Genomic DNA, 17,030 nt, shown 5'->3' on the forward strand with positions numbered 1-17,030 from the left:
TTAGGAATTTTATGCGTTTGGTGCAGCTCTCACCCAATACTGTCGGCTTTCCCAGCCCGGAAACCGCCCTGCGTCAGCCAAACGGCCTGTTGGCGATAGGCGGCGATTTAACCCCTACTCGCCTGCTGTCGGCCTACTTTAGCGGTGTGTTTCCCTGGTTCGAGCCGGGTGAGGCTATTCTCTGGTGGTCCCCGGACCCGCGTGCAGTATTGTTTCCAGAAGAGCGCCATATCAGCCGCAGCCTGCGTCGTTTTCTGCGCCAGACCGAGTATCGTTATACGCTGAACCATGCGTTCGAACAGGTTATTGCGGCCTGCGCCGAAGAGCGAAGCGAAGGGACATGGATTGGGCCGCTGGTCAAAGAAGGCTATCTGCAACTGCATAAAGCGGGACAGGCGCACTCCATAGAGGTGTGGTCGGGCGATGAACTGGTGGGCGGAATGTACGGCGTTGCGGTAGGTGGATTATTTTGCGGAGAGTCGATGTTTAGCCGCCGTTTGAACGCTTCCAAGTGCGCAATAATGACTTTTTGCCAATATTTTACCCGTAATGGCGGAGAACTGATTGACTGTCAGGTTCTCAACCCTCACACTGCGTCGCTGGGTGCGAGAGAGATCCCACGCCGCCAATTTTTGCAGCAGTTATCCAGGCTTTCCCAACAACAGTTGACGCCGGGATGCTGGTTGCCACAAGACTTACCCCCACATGACGTTGATTTGCCATCCCTCCTAAAGGAATAGGGAATGAGTGCGGAAAACGCCAACAATTCTTTACATAATGTGGGTTTTTCGGCATTATCTTGCCGGTTAAAAACTATGGTAGTAACACCTAGAGGACTCGATGGCCAAAGAAGACAACATTGAAATGCAGGGCACCGTATTGGATACGTTGCCAAACACCATGTTCCGCGTGGAATTAGAAAACGGACACGTGGTCACCGCACACATCTCCGGTAAAATGCGCAAGAACTACATCCGCATCCTGACGGGCGACAAAGTCACTGTAGAGCTGACCCCGTACGACCTGAGCAAAGGCCGCATTGTCTTCCGTAGCCGCTGATAGGCTCACTCATCGCTGATTTATCTCGCGATACCTGAGGTTGCCCCATTTCGCTCTTCCCACTTTCAGCAATGAATGTTGGCGAGGGCGTTTTGTGGTTTCCGCAATCCGGTGAAAGCCGGGCGTAAAAAAGGCGATGTTTCCATCGCCTTTTTTCATTTTACAGCTTCAGACAACGTTGCTTAGTGCACCGCGCCCTCTTCCTTGATTTTCTGCGCACTCATAAAGTGATAGGTCAGCTTGTCGGCCGATTTATCAAGGGCCACAGAGACCGATCCCCCGTCAACCAGTGAACCAAACAGCAGTTCATTAGCCAACGGTTTCTTCAGGTTTTCCTGAACGATACGCGTCATTGGACGAGCCCCCATCGCGCGGTCATATCCTTTAACAGACAACCAGTCGCGAGCTTCATCGCTAACTTCAAGCGACACCCCTTTTGCATCCAGCTGTGCCTGCAGTTCGACGATGAACTTGTCGACAACCTGCTGGATAACCTCAGGGGACAGGTGATTAAACCAAATCACGTTGTCCAGACGGTTGCGGAACTCAGGGGTAAACACTTTCTTAATCTCTTCCATTGCGTCAGGACTGTTGTCCTGATGGATAAGACCAATCGATTTACGCTCTGTTTCACGCACACCGGCGTTAGTGGTCATCACCAGTATCACGTTGCGGAAGTCAGCTTTACGGCCGTTGTTGTCGGTCAGTGTCCCGTTATCCATGACCTGCAACAGCAGGTTAAAGACATCGGGGTGCGCTTTCTCGATTTCATCGAGCAGCACGACGGCGTGAGGATGCTTAATAACCGCATCGGTCAACAGACCGCCCTGATCGAAGCCAACGTATCCTGGAGGTGCACCGATCAGACGACTCACGGTGTGACGCTCCATGTATTCCGACATATCGAAACGCAGCAGCTCGATATCCAGCGCTTTCGCCAGCTGCACCGTAACCTCGGTTTTCCCGACGCCGGTTGGCCCCGCGAACAGGAAGGACCCGACAGGCTTGCGGTCCTGGCTCAGACCGGCACGGCTCATCTTGATGGCTTCGGTCAGCACTTCAACCGCAGTATCCTGTCCGAATACCAGCATTTTCAGGCGATCGCCGAGGTTTTTCAGCACGTCACGGTCGGTAGCTGACACGGTTTTCTCTGGAATACGGGCAATACGGGCAACCACGCTTTCAATATCGCTGACGTTGACGGTTTTCTTGCGCTTGCTCACCGGCATCAGTCGGGCACGCGCGCCAGCTTCGTCAATCACGTCAATCGCCTTGTCAGGCAGATGACGATCGTTGATGTATTTAACCGACAGCTCAACCGCAGCACGCACCGCTTTAGCGGTATAACGTACGTCGTGATGCGCTTCGTATTTGGTTTTCAGACCGTTGATTATCTGAATCGTCTCTTCAGGTGAAGGTTCGGTAATATCGATTTTCTGGAAACGGCGTGCCAGCGCGCGATCCTTCTCAAAGATACTGCTGAACTCCTGATAAGTCGTTGAACCAATTACGCGGATCTTACCGCTGGAAAGCAGCGGTTTGATCAAGTTAGCCGCATCAACCTGCCCACCGGACGCAGCGCCCGCACCGATGATCGTGTGGATCTCATCGATGAACAGAATGCTGTTCTTGTCCTGTTCAAGCTGTTTCAGCAACGATTTGAAGCGTTTTTCGAAATCGCCACGGTATTTGGTTCCTGCGAGCAGTGAACCGATATCCAAAGAGTAGAGCGTACAGTCAGCCATGACTTCCGGCACGTCACCCTGTTCGATACGCCATGCAAGGCCTTCGGCAATTGCCGTTTTACCTACGCCGGATTCCCCCACCAGCAGCGGGTTGTTTTTGCGGCGACGGCACAGCACCTGAATAGCGCGTTCCAGTTCTTTATCACGGCCAATCAGCGGGTCGATTCCACCAACGCGCGCCAACTGGTTAAGATTTGTGGTGAAGTTCTCCATACGATCTTCCCCTGCCGACTGCTCTTCGTTAACCGGGTTCTCCGCATTGTTCGGAGCCTGGCTCGCTTCGTCTTTACGCGTACCGTGGGAGATAAAATTCACCACGTCAAGGCGGCTGACATCGTGCTTACGCAACAGATAAGCAGCCTGAGATTCCTGTTCACTAAAGATGGCAACCAGCACGTTAGCGCCGGAAACTTCACTTCGGCCTGAAGACTGCACATGGAAAACGGCGCGCTGTAGCACACGTTGGAAACTCAACGTAGGCTGGGTATCACGCTCTTCTTCACTGGCGGGTAAAGTGGGTGTGGTCTGTTCGATGAAGGCTTCCAATTCCTGACGTAAGGCCACTAAATCGACCGTACAGGCCTCAAGCGCTTCACGAGCTGCAGGGTTGCTAAGCAACGCCAACAGCAGGTGCTCGACGGTCATAAACTCATGCCGGTGCTCGCGGGCTCTTGCGAAAGCCATATTGAGACTGAGTTCAAGTTCTTGATTGAGCATAGGCACCTCCCAAATAGATTGCCTTAATCAGGCTTTTTCCAGCGTACACAGCAACGGATGCTCGTTCTCCTTAGCGTAGCTATTCACATGTGCAACTTTGGTTTCGGCCACTTCTGCGGTGTAAACGCCGCATACGGCTTTGCCCTTATAGTGCACAGTAAGCATCAGTTGCGTTGCACGTTCAATATCATAAGAAAAGAACTTTTGCAGTACGTCAATCACAAATTCCATTGGTGTGTAATCGTCGTTGTTTAATATAACTTTATACATAGATGGCGGTTTTAGCTCATCCTTTTGTTTGTCTGCCGCCAAATGTTCGAAATTTTGCCAACTTTGATTGTCGCCCATCGCCTGTCCACTACCTTTACATTTGATATCTGTTGGATAAGGTTGATTCGACACATGCCGAAAGGGTTAACCTCGCCTCTCATCATGGTCACTAGATTACTCCAACCATTTTATCATTTTTTAGTCATCCTTGCCGAAGGACATAAAATAGGAATTTTTTCTGCCCGATCGACGCAAAATTTGCCTAAAAAATCTCAATATCGTTACCTGCTTCAAACTTTGATGAACTGCTAGCGTTAGACAAATAGCCATCTCTTGACGTCCAAGAGTAATACACTAGAGTGTAAATTTATAAGCCGGATGAGCTGTTATTCATCCCCTTTTTCGCGTATTTTTCAGCATCATCACGCGTAAATTCAGGCTTTATCTCTTTAACTATTACTTCGACCATAGTCATGAGAGGGATGTGAGAGCATGGAGACGGGTACTGTTAAATGGTTCAATAATGCCAAGGGCTTTGGTTTCATTTGTCCTTTGGGCGGAGGTGAAGATATCTTCGCGCACTACTCCACGATTAAAATGGAGGGTTACCGAACACTCAAAGCTGGACAGCAGGTCAGTTTCGACGTTCATGAAGGCCCCAAAGGAAACCATGCAAGCATTATCATTCCATTGGAAACTGAAGTGGTCGCCTAACGACCCCACTCAACCCCGGGTGATAACCGAAGACAATCCTGCAAACTTTATAAAATACCAGTCACTCATTGGCTGGTATTTTATTTATGGGGGATAACATTCGCAGGTTCAAGCTTTGCCATCAAAAAAATTTATTTTTTGTTTAATATTCTCGTCATTCAGACTAATCCGTTTCAACGTAAACCATCTATAAACAATCCGCTAAGATATATTTTAGCCCATAGTGCCGTTGTTATCTGGTTTAAAATCTAGCTGTTCAAATGGTTCCAATATCATTTATTGGTTACCGAACATGTCAATCTTAAGCTTTCCGGCTTCTCGCGTTAGAGCACAGTCTGGCGTCGCACTAATATCCTCATTAATTACCGGGCAATTTATTCCGGGTAAGATGTGGAGCAAACCTTTCTATCGCATAAAGTTTCTGGCGCGCTGCCTGGTTTATCCACGTTCGACCCTTAAATTGATGAATGACATCGCATCTCATCCGCTTAAAGACGAGATCTTGATGGCACAGCCTACTCTGCCCTGCAAGGTCCATCGCCCTTATCTGGCGGTGAATATGACGCGGGAACAGCACGTCAAAGGTTTGCGCGATCACTACCGCTATATGCGCGATCGCATGCCGATTACGATGCAGATTGGGCATCTGGGTAAAGATTCTCTGACGCTGGCAACGATAATTGGCAAAGACGACAATGCTTATTCTATCAGCATGAATGCTAATCATCATTTAGACAAAGAAGGGGAAGTTACCCTTATGTTTAATAATGAAATGGGTATCCCGCTGGCGAATATTACCTTTGCACTGATTGATTATAAGAAACAGTCAACGTTATTTATCGGGGCATTGCAGGGACCCGGCCAACAGGTCGAACATCAGCAAATTCAAACTGCGACCAAAGCCTGCCATGGCCTGTTTCCAAAACGGATATTAATGGAAGCCGTGCTGCTTATTGCCGAGAAACTAAATATGTCGCAGGTGCTTGCCGTGGGGAATCAAACTCATATCTACGAAAGCCCGCGCTATAACAAACGTAAACAGTTTGTCTTTGCCGATTATGACGCCTTCTGGGAGACGCTAGGCGCACATCGTCATCCCGAGGGTTATTTCCATTTCCCACCGCAGGTGAGCCATAAATCGCTGGACGAAATCGCTAGCAAAAAGCGCGCCGAATATCGACGCCGCTACCAGTTGCTCGACGAAATGGAGACCCAAATCCGCGGTAAATTCGCGTAATAAGCGCATCCCCAGGAGCTGACACAAGTCAGTAACTGGGGTAAGCGCGCGCAGCCAACGCCGTGGCAGCGCCAGGCAAGAAGGCCATAGCCAAGTCATTGGTGCTGCAACAAGGCGGCAAGTAAGCGCATCCCCAGGAGCTGACACAAGTCAGTAACTGGGGTAAGCGCGCGCAGCCAACGCCGTGGCAGCGCCAAGGACGAAGGCTATTAGTCGGCACGCCCACGGGCGAGCCATGCCACTCGCGAAAACATCTGCTTTAACACCGACGGTACCGCACTGTTACCCCGCCCCGACGCCGACATCGCTACCTCGATGGCTAAATCCGGTTTCGAGCTGCGGTGCACCGCCTTTTCGATGATATGACGTGCGGAAATGGGAGCGTGCTCCGGCGTTCCCGCCGCGCGACGATAGACGTCTTCAAAACCATTGCGATAGAGATAGTTTTCAATGTCCAGCGCTGGCAATGCCGTCAAGCGGTCGCGCAGAATATCGTCGTGATTCTCTACCAGACTGGCCACCGTTGCGGCGTATTTTCTGCCCGCTTCGTCGCCGTCCACCAGCACGTGCCACTCAATCCCCATCTGACGAGCAAAACGCAGCAGCGGCTTAAGCCCGCTTTGTGCAAACTCGATCACCTTGATGCCTTCCGACTCAAAATTATAGCCACACTGGCGTGCCAACTGGTTCAACAGCCAGACCTCGGTTTCCCCCTCCACCAGCAGCCAGCAGCGTGCAAACAGCGACGAAGGACGGCTATAGCGGATATGAAACGCGATGCGGCGACTGTCTTCAGAGCTCATGCCCTGTGGCCCAATGCTGTATGCCGCGACCTTGCCCGACTCCCTCACCAATCTGCATATCTGCTCGACCGGTACCAGCGACAGCAGGTCGCCCGAGTTGGTGGTAGTGATGCGCTGTAGGGGAAGCTGTTCGAGCAGCCCCCACGCCACAGAAAGCATGATCGGATGCAGGCGCGTTTCCGGGTCCTCAATCAGCAGCAGTGGGCGCGCATCGGGATGCAGCGCAACCGACCCCTTGGCCTGGAGCAGCGTCGAAAACATCGCCAGCAGCATCACGCGCATACTGCGACTGTTAGGTTCAGCAATCATCTGGTTAATGTTATTCAGCGATCGCCATGCCTGACGGCTCTCCGCCCTGCCGTGGCGCTTTTGCTGCCAGGACTGACGGCTTCGATTACGCTCGTCGACGGCAGAATTTCCGCCCTGCGTAATGCTGTTCATCCCAAAGTAGTGCTCGAGCAGCTGTTGCATCGCCGCCAGACCTTGCCGCAGTTCGGCATTGGTCAACGCCTGCGGATTATGGATCAGGCTGCGCGTCAGTTCGTCGAGTTGCTTGGCCATTTTACCGGCATCCTGCTGCAACTGCGGCGCAAGATCTTCCTTACGGATCCGTCGAACAAAACGCGCATCGCGAAGGCGTAAAACAGGATGGAGTTTGATCAACACTTTGGCCAGAGGATCAATGGTACTGAGCGCCAGCGGTTCCCCGTTGGCGGCCAGAAACGATCGCCACGTCGCCACACTGCCGTCGTTGTCCATCTCACCTTCAAGCCGATAATAGATGCGATTAAGACGATCTTCGCAGCGCACCCAGAGCGGTGACAGTGGGTTGAATCGCGGGGACATGTGATTGCCTGGCTGGTTCTCACAGAAGGTGAAGACGACGTGAAGATAACGCTGTTTTTCCTGCTGTTCACCGGCCGGGAAATGAAAATCCTGTTCCTGAAAACAGTAAAGCTCCGGCTCTGGCGATAACAACAGCGTCAGGGCATCAAGCAGGCTCGATTTACCCCACGCATTTTCCCCCAACAGAACGGTGTTAGTGTTAATAGTGCCCAAATTGGCCTGTCCACGCTCTTCATGGAGCGAGTCCAGCGCCACCCCACGCCGGTCTGGCTGGGTCAAGGTCAGCGAGAGACGGTTAATCCCCCGAAAACCGACAATATCGATATGCTCAAGATACATTGGCACCTCCCGTGCGACTATTTTCTGGTCCGGTTCCCGCGTTGAGCATGGCTATAAAAAAGGGCGCTGTTACAATGCTTACCATTATTACAATACTTCGAATTATCACAATAACGAATGGACTCTGTTAAAAATGTACTCTGGCTTGTTAATTATTCTAGTCCCGCTAATCCTCGGTTACCTCATTCCGGTTAAAAACCGCCGCCTGCTGCACACGGTCGACAGGCTGCTGAGCGCCATGGTGTATGTGATCCTTTTTATCATGGGCGTCAGCCTGGCATTTCTCGATAACCTAAGCGCCAATTTACTGATGATTTTCAAATACACGGCGGTTTTTTTCGTCTGTATTTTTGCCGTCAATTTGATTGCCCTGTGGCTGCTCGAACGTCGTAAGCCGTGGAAAACCCAGTTTCGTCAGGAAAAACTGCCCTCTCGGCTCGGCATGGCGCTCGACTCACTGCGCCTGTGTGGCGTCGTGGTCGGCGGCTTTCTGCTGGGTCTAACGCAGTGGCACTGGCTCACCTATGCCAGCGAAGCCAGCGAGGCGGCGCTGATCTTTCTGCTGGTGATTGTCGGCATCCAGCTGGGCAATAGCAGCCTGACGCTGCGTCAGATAATCCTTAATCGCCGCGGAATGATGGTGGCAACCGTGGTCGGCGCAACGTCGCTCGGCGGCGGACTGCTCGCTGCACTGCTGTTGGGATTACCGCTGAAAACCGGGCTGGCGATGGCCTCCGGCTACGGCTGGTATTCGCTCTCCGGCATTGTATTGACCGATGCTTTCGGACCGGTGATTGGCAGCGCGGCCTTCTTTAACGACCTGGCGCGCGAGCTGTGCGCGATTATGCTCATCCCCACGCTGGTGCGCAGCAGCCGCTCCTCGGCTTTGGGCCTGTGCGGTGCGACCTCGATGGATTTCACCCTGCCAGTGCTTCAGCGCAGCGGCGGGCTGGACATGGTTCCCGCCGCCGTGGTGCATGGGTTTGTGCTCAGCCTGGTCGCCCCCGTCCTGATGGCGGTATTTTCATCCTGAAACGCCGATAAAATCTTATCGTCTATGCTTACCTCCAGAAGTTTTAAATTTATTGATACCGCAGAAAATTTCTCAGCGGCTTGAAAAATCTAAAAACACCGGAGGGATTCATGAAACAAACCGTAGCGGCATTTATCGCGAAAACGCTCGAAGAAGCTGGCGTAAAAAGAATTTGGGGCGTGACCGGCGACTCGCTTAACGGCCTGAGCGACAGCCTTAACCGTATGGGCACTATCGAGTGGATTGGCACCCGCCACGAAGAGGTCGCGGCCTTCGCCGCCGGTGCCGAGGCGCAGATTACCGGCAAGCTTGCGGTCTGCGCCGGTTCGTGCGGACCGGGCAATCTGCATCTGATTAACGGGCTTTACGACTGTCATCGCAACCGCGTGCCGGTGGTTGCCATCGCTGCGCATATTCCCTCCAGCGAGATAGGCAGTGGATATTTTCAGGAAACACACCCAACCGATATCTTTCGCGAATGCAGCCATTACTGTGAGCTAATAAGTAACCCGGAGCAGTTGCCTCAGGTGCTCGCCATCGCGATGCGTAAAGCGATTCTCGACAAAGGCGTCTCGGTTATCGTGCTGCCGGGCGACGTCGCCCTCAAGCCCGCGCCTGAAGAGGCCAGCACGCAGTGGTATCAACCGCTGCCGCCGGTAGTCCAACCGCAGGGTTCAGAGATTGCAAAGCTCGCCGAACTGCTAAACGGCTCCTCCAATATTACGCTAATGTGCGGCAGCGGCTGTGCGGGTGCCCATCAGGAGGTAGTCAAGCTTGCCGAAACGCTGAAAGCGCCGGTGGTGCATGCCTTACGCGGGAAGGAATACGTCGAATGGGACAACCCTTATGACGTCGGCATGACCGGTCTCATCGGTTTCTCTTCCGGTTATCACGCCATGATGAACGCCGACACGCTGGTCCTGCTCGGCACTCAGTTCCCGTATCGCGCCTTCTACCCGACCGATGCCAAAATCATTCAGATTGATATCAATCCGGGCAGCATCGGCTCACACTGCCACGTTGATGTCGCCCTGGTGGGAGACGTGAAATCTACGCTCGCCGCCCTGCTGCCCGGCCTGGTGGCTAAAACCGACGCCAGTTTTCTGGATAAGGCGCTAAAACACTATCAAGAAGCGCGCAAAGGGCTTGACGACCTGGCGACCCTCAACGACAAGCAGCCGATTCACCCACAGTACCTGGCTAAACAGATTAGCGAGTATGCCGCCGATGACGCGATATTTACCTGCGACGTTGGCACGCCAACCGTCTGGGCCTGCCGCTATCTTAAAATGAACGGCAGACGCCGCCTGCTGGGCTCCTTCAATCACGGATCAATGGCCAACGCCATGCCACAGGCTATCGGCGCGCAGGCTATCGACAGAAATCGACAGGTGGTGGCGATGTGCGGCGACGGCGGATTCGCCATGCTGATGGGAGACTTCCTCTCCATCGCCCAGCACAAACTGCCGGTCAAGCTGGTCATTTTCAACAACAGCTCGCTGGGATTCGTGGCAATGGAGATGAAGTCCGGCGGTTATCTGACCGACGGCACCGAGCTGGAGAACCCGAGTTTCGCTGCTATTGCCGAGGCCTCCGGTATTAAAGGTATTCGTGTCGAAAAGGCTTCGCAGCTTAATGCCGCGCTGCAAGAGGCCTTCGCGCACGAGGGTCCAGTGCTGATTGATGTCATCACCGCCAAGGAAGAGCTGGCGATGCCGCCGCAGATCAAAATGGAGCAGGCCAAGGGCTTTAGCCTCTACATGCTGCGCGCGATTATTAATGGTCGCGGCGATGAAGTGGTTGAATTGGCTAAAACCAACTGGTTACGCTGAAGAAAACCCTTCCGCATTGCGCATATTTATAGGTATATAGTGGAAAGAATATTCCACCGAGGGGCGTATATCGCCCCTTTTCACCCCCCAAAGTTCAGGCCATGAGTGAGAGGAAGCAACGTTGATCGATTTACGCAGTGACACCGTTACGCGCCCAAATGAGGCTATGCGTCAGGCCATGTACCAGGCCGAGGTAGGCGATGATGTGTATGGCGATGACCCGACCGTCAACGCCCTTCAGGCACTGATCTGTGAGTTGACAGGCAAAGAGGCCGCCCTGTTTCTCCCCACCGGCACTCAGGCCAACCTGGTGGCCCTGCTGACCCACTGCCAGCGCGGTGATGAATACATCGTTGGCCAAAAAGCACACAACTATATGTATGAGGCCGGAGGCGCAGCGGTACTCGGCAGTATTCAGCCACAGCCGCTGGACATGGCCGACGACGGATCCCTTCCCCTCGACAAAGTCGCAGCAGCTATCAAAATTGACGACATTCACTTCGCACGTACCCGCCTGCTAAGCCTAGAAAACACCCACAGTGGCAAGGTATTGCCGCTGGAGTATCTGAAAAAGGCCTTTGAATTCACGCGTGAAAAAGGGCTGGCGTTACATATCGATGGCGCGCGCATCATGAATGCCGCCGTCGCACTCGACGTGCCGCTGAGTGAGATTACCCGCTATTGCGACACCCTGACCCTCTGCCTGTCGAAAGGGCTCGGTGCGCCCGTAGGCTCCTTGCTGGTGGGCAGTAAAGAGTACATTCATCGCGCCAATCGCTGGCGAAAAATGACCGGCGGCGGCATGCGTCAGTCGGGGATTCTGGCGGCGGCGGGAATCTATGCGTTGGAAAATAACGTCCAGCGCCTGAAAGAAGACCACGATAATGCCAAATGGCTCGAGCAGCAGCTGCGCGGCATTGGGCTGGAGATCGCCGCCCCCGGAGCGCAGACCAATATTCTCTATGTGCGTCAGTCAGCGGAACAGGCGGCGAAGCTGGGCCCATGGATGCGCGAACACGGCGTGATAATCTCGTCAGGTCCGCTGACCCGTATCATCACTCACATCAATATCAGCCGTCAGGATTTACAGAAGGTTGTCGATTTATGGCAACGTTTTCTGACTAATCAGGCGTAATACGCTGCCCGCAGACCGAATGGAAGCAGGGACGTCGCTCTCCGTCTGCGGGCGCTTTTCTTCACACTGAAAGAGCAAAATGGAAGATGCCAACACTCAACGCAGAGACCCGCGTCGTCGTTCTCGGCGCCAGCGGCTACATCGGCCAACACCTTGTCCCCTATTTGACTCAGCAGGGTTATAAGGTTACCGCTGCCGCAAGACGCCGAGACTGGTTAGTCGCGCAAAAATGGCCGGGCGTGCGCTGCTGCTTTGCCGACGTATACCACAATGCCAGCCTGCGCGATGCGTTTGCAGGCGCTGACGTGCTGATTTATCTGGTACACGCCATGAGTGATGACGAGGATCTGTTCGAGAAAGAGCGTCAAGCGGCGCAGAACACCCTGCTGGCACTCAAAGACTCCTCGATCAAACACGTTATCTACCTCGGTTCAATGCAGCCGGAGAAGCCCTTTTCACCGCATTTGCAGGCACGCAAGTTGACCGGTGACCTGTTCCGTCTGGGCCCTATTCCGGTCACCGAGCTGCGGGCGGGCATCGTCATTGGCCCGGGCGCTGCGGCATTTGAGGTGATGCGCGACATGATTTACAACCTGCCGGTCCTGACTCCGCCAAGATGGGTAAGAAAACACTCGTCCCCGATAGGCCTCAACGACCTGCTCTACTACCTCAATGGGCTCATCGAGCATCCGTGCGTCGCGCATCGTATTTTTGACGCCGCCGGACCGGAATACATGAGCTATCGTCAGCTGATGGAGCGTTTTATCGCGCTGAGCGGCAAACGCCGCTGGCTGGTGCCGATCCCTCTGCCCACGCAGCTGCTGACGCTGGCGTTTCTCGGCCTGTTGACGTCGGTGCCAACGCCGCTGGTTCGGGCGCTGATTCAAGGCCTGAAGCAGGACCTGCCCTCCGACAGCGATGCCCTGCGCCAGCTTCTACCTCAGCCGCTGACCTCAATTGACGAGGCGATTAATCTGGCGCTGGCGCAAGAGGAGGAAAGCGTTTTGAACACCCCTGAGTGGGGCAATGATCCGGACGCACACCGCCGCTGGCGCAAGGGTTACGGTTTCTATGCCAAACAGGTGGGATTCCGTCTCGAGACCTCGGCGTCACTCAACGGTCTGTGGTGGGTTATTCAACAGCTGGGCGGTGAGGAAGGGTTCTTCTTTGCTCCAGGGCTGTGGCGTTTCCATCAAAGAATCGATCGGCTGTTAGGCAACAAAATACCACCGGGTCGGCCCGCGAAGGCTACACTTTCGGTCGGGGACAACGTGGATGGCTGGAAGGTTATCAGCAAGGTATCAGAAAAATCACTGACCCTATTGTTCGGCATGAAGGCTCCGGGGCTGGGCAGGCTGACGTTTACGCTGAAAGACCACGGCGAAAGACGCAGTCTCGACATTAGCGCCTGGTGGCATCCGGCCGGCGCGCGCGGTCTGTGCTACTGGTATGCAATGATGCCTGCGCACCTTTTCCTTTTTCGCGGCATGGCGAAAAGAATAGCCAGTCTGGCGCGGCAAAAAGACCGGCGCGGTCACTGAAAAAGCGGCCGGTCTATTTTGCAGGCAAACGCACCGGCCAGCGTCACAAGTTATCCTGTTTCTCATTGCATAGCGTTGAAATTCGAGAAAGAATGGCCGCCTATTTGCCAGGGGTCTGTTTAGAGACCGACTGCAACGACATTTTCACGGAATTCGGATATTTATGAAGGTATTGGTTACCGGTGCAACCAGTGGTCCAGGCCGCAACGCAGTGGAATATCTGCGGAGAAAAGGCATTAAAGTCAGGGCAACCGGCCGCAATGCGGCAATGGGTCCATTACTGGAAAAACTGGGTGCGGAATTTATTCATGCCGATTTGACCAATCTGGTTTCCTCAGAGGCAAAAGTGCTGCTGGCAGACGTCGATACGCTATGGCACTGCTCGGGGCTGAGCGCGCCGTGGGGGAGCGAGCAGGCTTTCGAACTGGCGAACGTCCGTGCGACGCGTCGCCTCGGCGAATGGGCCGCCGCCTATGGCGTAGAGAATTTTATCCATCTCTCCTCGCCGGCGATTTATTTCGACTTTCACCATCATCGCAATATTAAAGAAGACTTCCGCCCTGCGCGGTTTGCCAATCAGTTTGCCCGCAGCAAGGCGGCTGCCGAACAGGTGATCACCACGCTGGCGCTGTCGAATCCGCAGACGCATTTCACTATCCTGCGCCCGCAGGGGATTTTCGGCCCGCACGACAACGTGCTGCTGCCGCGCCTGCTGCAAATGATTAAATATGGCACCCTGATGCTGCCGCGCGGCGGAGAGGCGCTGGTGGACATGACCTACGTCGAGAACGTGGCGCACGCGATGTGGCTGGCGACCGAGAGTCAGAATCATGAGTCAGGCCGCGCCTACAACATCACCAACATGCAGCCGCGTCCGCTAAAGACGATTATCGAGCAGTTGATGGCCGGGCTAGACGTGAAATATCGCATCCGCACCGTGCCTTATCCGTTGCTGGACATGATGGCGCGCGGGATGGAGAAACTGGGACGCAAGCAGCACCGCGAGCCGATGCTGACCCACTACAGCGTCGCCAAACTCAACTTCGACGTCACTCTGGACACCCAACGTGCCGAGACCGAGTTAGGCTATCACCCGATTGTCTCACTCGACGAAGGCATCCAGCGCACCGCGCTGTGGCTCAGAGACCACGGAAAACTGCAACAGAAGCAGGGTATTATCAGTCACCCGAATTAATTTGCCGCCGACGGATACTGTTGTAACAGGGCGTCCGCTATGGCTTCACTCTCCGCATCCGGATTTCCGCGATAGTCACGCTGCCTGAAGTGCATCTGAAACGCCGCTACCACCCGACGCTGCTGACGCGGCGTCATATCTTGCGTCACTGGATACCCATAGCGCGCCAGTTTATCCAGTAATCCCGCCATCGGCACCGACTGCTGCGGGTCACGTCCGTGCAATAATGCCTTCACGCGCCACGCCTGCGGCCAGGCACCGACGCCCTTCTCCGCCAGCTGCTGCCACGGGAACAGCGGACCGGGATCTTCTTTGCGCTGTGGCGCAATATCGCTATGAGCAACCACGTCCTGCGGCTGTATCTGATAGCGTCTGACGATGTCCCGGCTCAGCGAGGTGACCAGTGCCACCTGTAACGCAGGGTAAGGATAGAACTGACGCTCGAGCAGGCGCTGGGTAAAGCCTTTATTCTCAAGCTCGATGCCTATCGAGGTATCGTTAATATTGGTTCTGCCGCGCCAGCCGCTCTCGCCCGCGTGCCAGGCACGCATCGACTCAGGCACCAGCTGCCAGGCAACGGGCTGGCCGTTAACGATCGGCGGTTGCGCAGGAATAAGATAGTGGGCGCTCACGTGCTCGTCGGTCAGCGTATTCAACGCGGTATGAAAATCTTCGGCGGTATAATGAATCACCAGAAAACGAATACGCTGGTCCGCGCCCTGCGCTTGACGTGATTTTTCCAGCACATAGTCGCGATGCGGCGTTACGGAAGAGGATGACTGGCATCCCGCCAGCAGCATCAGGCTGCCAAGAATGATGGCCTCACGCCAACGTATTGAAAAACGCCTCATTTCCATCCTTTCCCGGTTTATATTTTGGTTTGCATTTGCAGTGTAATGCGTCTGAGGTGTATACAAAAATAACCAGCTGTAACACCTCGTTAACGATATCTTATGCTAAGTTTATGATTCAGGTTGCACACAAATAAATTTTAACCCTCCTTTGTTGCATAACTATGCTACAGAGGGTACCCTCTGCGGCATTAATGGCTATTCAGTATTTGCGCATGAGTATTCAACTAAACAGTATTAACTGCTTCTACGGAGTCCACCAGGCACTCTTTGACATTACGCTTGACTGTCCTGCGGGCGAAACCTTGGTGCTTCTGGGGCCAAGCGGCGCGGGTAAAAGCTCACTTCTGCGGGTTCTGAACCTGTTGGAAATGCCGCGCTCAGGCAACCTGCAAATTGCGGGCAATCAATTCGACTTCCAAAAGAAGCCGGACGAAAAGGCTATCCGTGAACTGCGTCAGAACGTCGGTATGGTATTCCAGCAATACAATCTGTGGCCACATCGCACCGTGCTGGATAACCTGCTCGAGGCACCGTGTCGCGTACTCGGTTTAAGCAAAGAGGCCGCGATGGCGCGCGCCGAAAAGCTCTTGACCCGCCTGCGCCTGAAAGATTTCGCCCAGCGTTATCCATTACATCTGTCCGGTGGGCAGCAACAGCGTGTGGCGATTGCCCGTGCGCTGATGATGGAACCTCAGGTCCTGCTGTTTGATGAACCGACGGCCGCGCTTGACCCTGAAATTACCGCACAAATCGTCAGCATTATTCGTGAGCTGGCCGATACCGGCATTACGCAGGTTATTGTGACCCACGAAGTAGAGGTCGCCCGTAAAACGGCAACACGCGTGGTGTATATGGAAAATGGCCGCATCATCGAACAGGGTGATGGCAACTGCTTCGCGCAGCCGCAGACCCGCGAGTTTGCCAGCTATTTATCACACTGATTTGCCCCTTTTAGATTACATATGGAGTAGTTTGCAATGAAAAAGCTCATTATTGCGGCTGTTTTAGCCGGTGTCAGCCTGTCTGCTAGCGCGGCAGAGACCATTAATTTCGGCACCGAAGCGGGTTATGCTCCGTTTGAATTCGTTGATTCAAACAACAAGATCCAAGGCTTCGATATCGATCTGGCCAACGCCATGTGTAAACAAATGCAGGCGACCTGTACCTTTACTAATCAGTCGTTCGACAGCCTGATCCCTAGCCTGAAATTCCGCCGTATCGACGCGGTTATCTCGGGTATGGACATCACCGCCGAGCGTCAGAAACAGGTTTCCTTCACCAACGCCTACTATGACAACACCGCGACCTTCTTCGCACAGAAAGGCAAATTTGCCGACCTGGCTGCGCTGAAAGGCAAGCGTGTAGGTATTCAAAACGGCACCACGCACCAGCGTTTCCTTCAGGACAAACATCCTGAGATCACCGCGGTGCCTTACGACAGCTATCAGAATGCCGTGCTCGACCTGAAAAATGGCCGTATCGATGCCGTATTCGGGGACACTGCCGTAGTGCATGAATTCATCACCAAGAACCCAACGCTCAGCACCTTGGGCGAGCCTGTTACCGACAAGACCTACTTCGGCAACGGTGTGGGTATCGCGGTACGTAAGAACAACACCGAGCTGCTGGGTAAAATGAACGACGCACTTGCGAAAGTCAGACAAGACGGGACTTACAAAGCGTTGTACACCAAATGGTTCACGCAATAAT

General features: G+C 53.9%; 15 protein-coding genes. 11 read left to right on the top strand and 4 right to left on the bottom strand.

The window, feature by feature from the left end; translation table 11 throughout:
• Positions 1 to 11 precede the first annotated feature (11 nt).
• Both aat and infA read left to right on the top strand, forming a co-directional pair.
• Positions 12 to 740 (top strand): leucyl/phenylalanyl-tRNA--protein transferase, encoded by a 729-nt coding sequence (gene aat / locus O1V65_RS12270; RefSeq protein WP_017491728.1) that lies wholly within the window; start codon positions 12 to 14, stop codon positions 738 to 740.
• A gap of 100 nt (positions 741 to 840) precedes the next feature.
• Entirely contained in the window at positions 841 to 1,059 is a 219-nt protein-coding gene (gene infA / locus O1V65_RS12275; RefSeq protein ID WP_002211347.1) for a translation initiation factor IF-1, read from the top strand.
• 182 nt (positions 1,060 to 1,241) lie between these two features.
• On the opposite strand, the gene clpA is transcribed toward infA, so the two are convergent.
• Positions 1,242 to 3,521: an ATP-dependent Clp protease ATP-binding subunit ClpA gene (clpA, locus tag O1V65_RS12280; RefSeq protein ID WP_017491727.1), complete on the bottom strand. Its 2,280-nt coding sequence runs from the start codon at positions 3,519 to 3,521 to the stop codon at positions 1,242 to 1,244.
• Between the two features lie 27 nt (positions 3,522 to 3,548).
• Entirely contained in the window at positions 3,549 to 3,869 is a 321-nt protein-coding gene (clpS, locus tag O1V65_RS12285; protein ID WP_017491726.1) for an ATP-dependent Clp protease adapter ClpS, read from the bottom strand.
• A gap of 414 nt (positions 3,870 to 4,283) precedes the next feature.
• On the opposite strand from clpS, the gene cspD reads away from it, so the two are divergent.
• On the top strand, positions 4,284 to 4,505 hold the full coding sequence (gene cspD / locus O1V65_RS12290) for a cold shock-like protein CspD (RefSeq protein ID WP_017491725.1): 222 nt from the start codon (positions 4,284 to 4,286) through the stop codon (positions 4,503 to 4,505).
• A 292-nt stretch (positions 4,506 to 4,797) separates the two neighbouring features.
• Positions 4,798 to 5,742, top strand: coding sequence for a VirK/YbjX family protein (locus tag O1V65_RS12295; RefSeq protein ID WP_026110506.1), 945 nt, complete (start codon positions 4,798 to 4,800; stop codon positions 5,740 to 5,742).
• A gap of 209 nt (positions 5,743 to 5,951) precedes the next feature.
• Here O1V65_RS12295 and O1V65_RS12300 read toward each other — a convergent pair whose 3' ends face one another.
• Entirely contained in the window at positions 5,952 to 7,730 is a 1,779-nt protein-coding gene (locus tag O1V65_RS12300; RefSeq protein ID WP_017491723.1) for an ATP-dependent nuclease, read from the bottom strand.
• Between the two features lie 133 nt (positions 7,731 to 7,863).
• Between O1V65_RS12300 and O1V65_RS12305 the strand changes: the two genes are divergently transcribed.
• The 5 genes from O1V65_RS12305 to O1V65_RS12325 all read left to right on the top strand — a co-directional run bounded on the left by O1V65_RS12305 (position 7,864) and on the right by O1V65_RS12325 (position 14,466).
• Entirely contained in the window at positions 7,864 to 8,763 is a 900-nt protein-coding gene (locus tag O1V65_RS12305) for a LysO family transporter (protein ID WP_017491722.1), read from the top strand.
• Positions 8,764 to 8,873: 110 nt separating this feature from the next.
• The gene (gene poxB, locus O1V65_RS12310) at positions 8,874 to 10,595 is read left to right on the top strand and encodes a ubiquinone-dependent pyruvate dehydrogenase (protein WP_269129762.1); all 1,722 of its coding nucleotides are present in this window, start codon (positions 8,874 to 8,876) and stop codon (positions 10,593 to 10,595) included.
• A 121-nt stretch (positions 10,596 to 10,716) separates the two neighbouring features.
• Positions 10,717 to 11,730: a low-specificity L-threonine aldolase gene (gene ltaE / locus O1V65_RS12315; RefSeq protein WP_269129763.1), complete on the top strand. Its 1,014-nt coding sequence runs from the start codon at positions 10,717 to 10,719 to the stop codon at positions 11,728 to 11,730.
• A gap of 86 nt (positions 11,731 to 11,816) precedes the next feature.
• Positions 11,817 to 13,271 carry a DUF2867 domain-containing protein gene (locus tag O1V65_RS12320; protein ID WP_084912740.1) on the top strand — a complete coding sequence of 485 codons (1,455 nt, stop codon included), beginning with the start codon at positions 11,817 to 11,819 and terminating at the stop codon, positions 13,269 to 13,271.
• Positions 13,272 to 13,434: 163 nt separating this feature from the next.
• Positions 13,435 to 14,466: an NAD-dependent epimerase/dehydratase family protein gene (locus O1V65_RS12325; protein WP_084912739.1), complete on the top strand. Its 1,032-nt coding sequence runs from the start codon at positions 13,435 to 13,437 to the stop codon at positions 14,464 to 14,466.
• Here O1V65_RS12325 and O1V65_RS12330 read toward each other — a convergent pair.
• On the bottom strand, positions 14,463 to 15,317 hold the full coding sequence (locus O1V65_RS12330; RefSeq protein ID WP_165428979.1) for an N-acetylmuramoyl-L-alanine amidase: 855 nt from the start codon (positions 15,315 to 15,317) through the stop codon (positions 14,463 to 14,465). The two genes, O1V65_RS12325 and O1V65_RS12330, sit on opposite strands and share 4 nt — an antisense overlap.
• Before the next feature lie 215 nt (positions 15,318 to 15,532).
• On the opposite strand from O1V65_RS12330, the gene artP reads away from it, so the two are divergent.
• Positions 15,533 to 16,261 carry an arginine ABC transporter ATP-binding protein ArtP gene (gene artP / locus O1V65_RS12335; RefSeq protein WP_086005814.1) on the top strand — a complete coding sequence of 243 codons (729 nt, stop codon included), beginning with the start codon at positions 15,533 to 15,535 and terminating at the stop codon, positions 16,259 to 16,261.
• 36 nt (positions 16,262 to 16,297) lie between these two features.
• Positions 16,298 to 17,029, top strand: coding sequence for an arginine ABC transporter substrate-binding protein (gene artJ / locus O1V65_RS12340; protein ID WP_017491715.1), 732 nt, complete (start codon positions 16,298 to 16,300; stop codon positions 17,027 to 17,029).
• The last annotated feature ends 1 nt before the right edge of the window (position 17,030 follow it).

The organism is Rouxiella badensis, from assembly GCF_026967515.2.
In the GTDB taxonomy this organism is placed as follows: Bacteria; Pseudomonadota; Gammaproteobacteria; order Enterobacterales; family Enterobacteriaceae; genus Rouxiella; species Rouxiella badensis.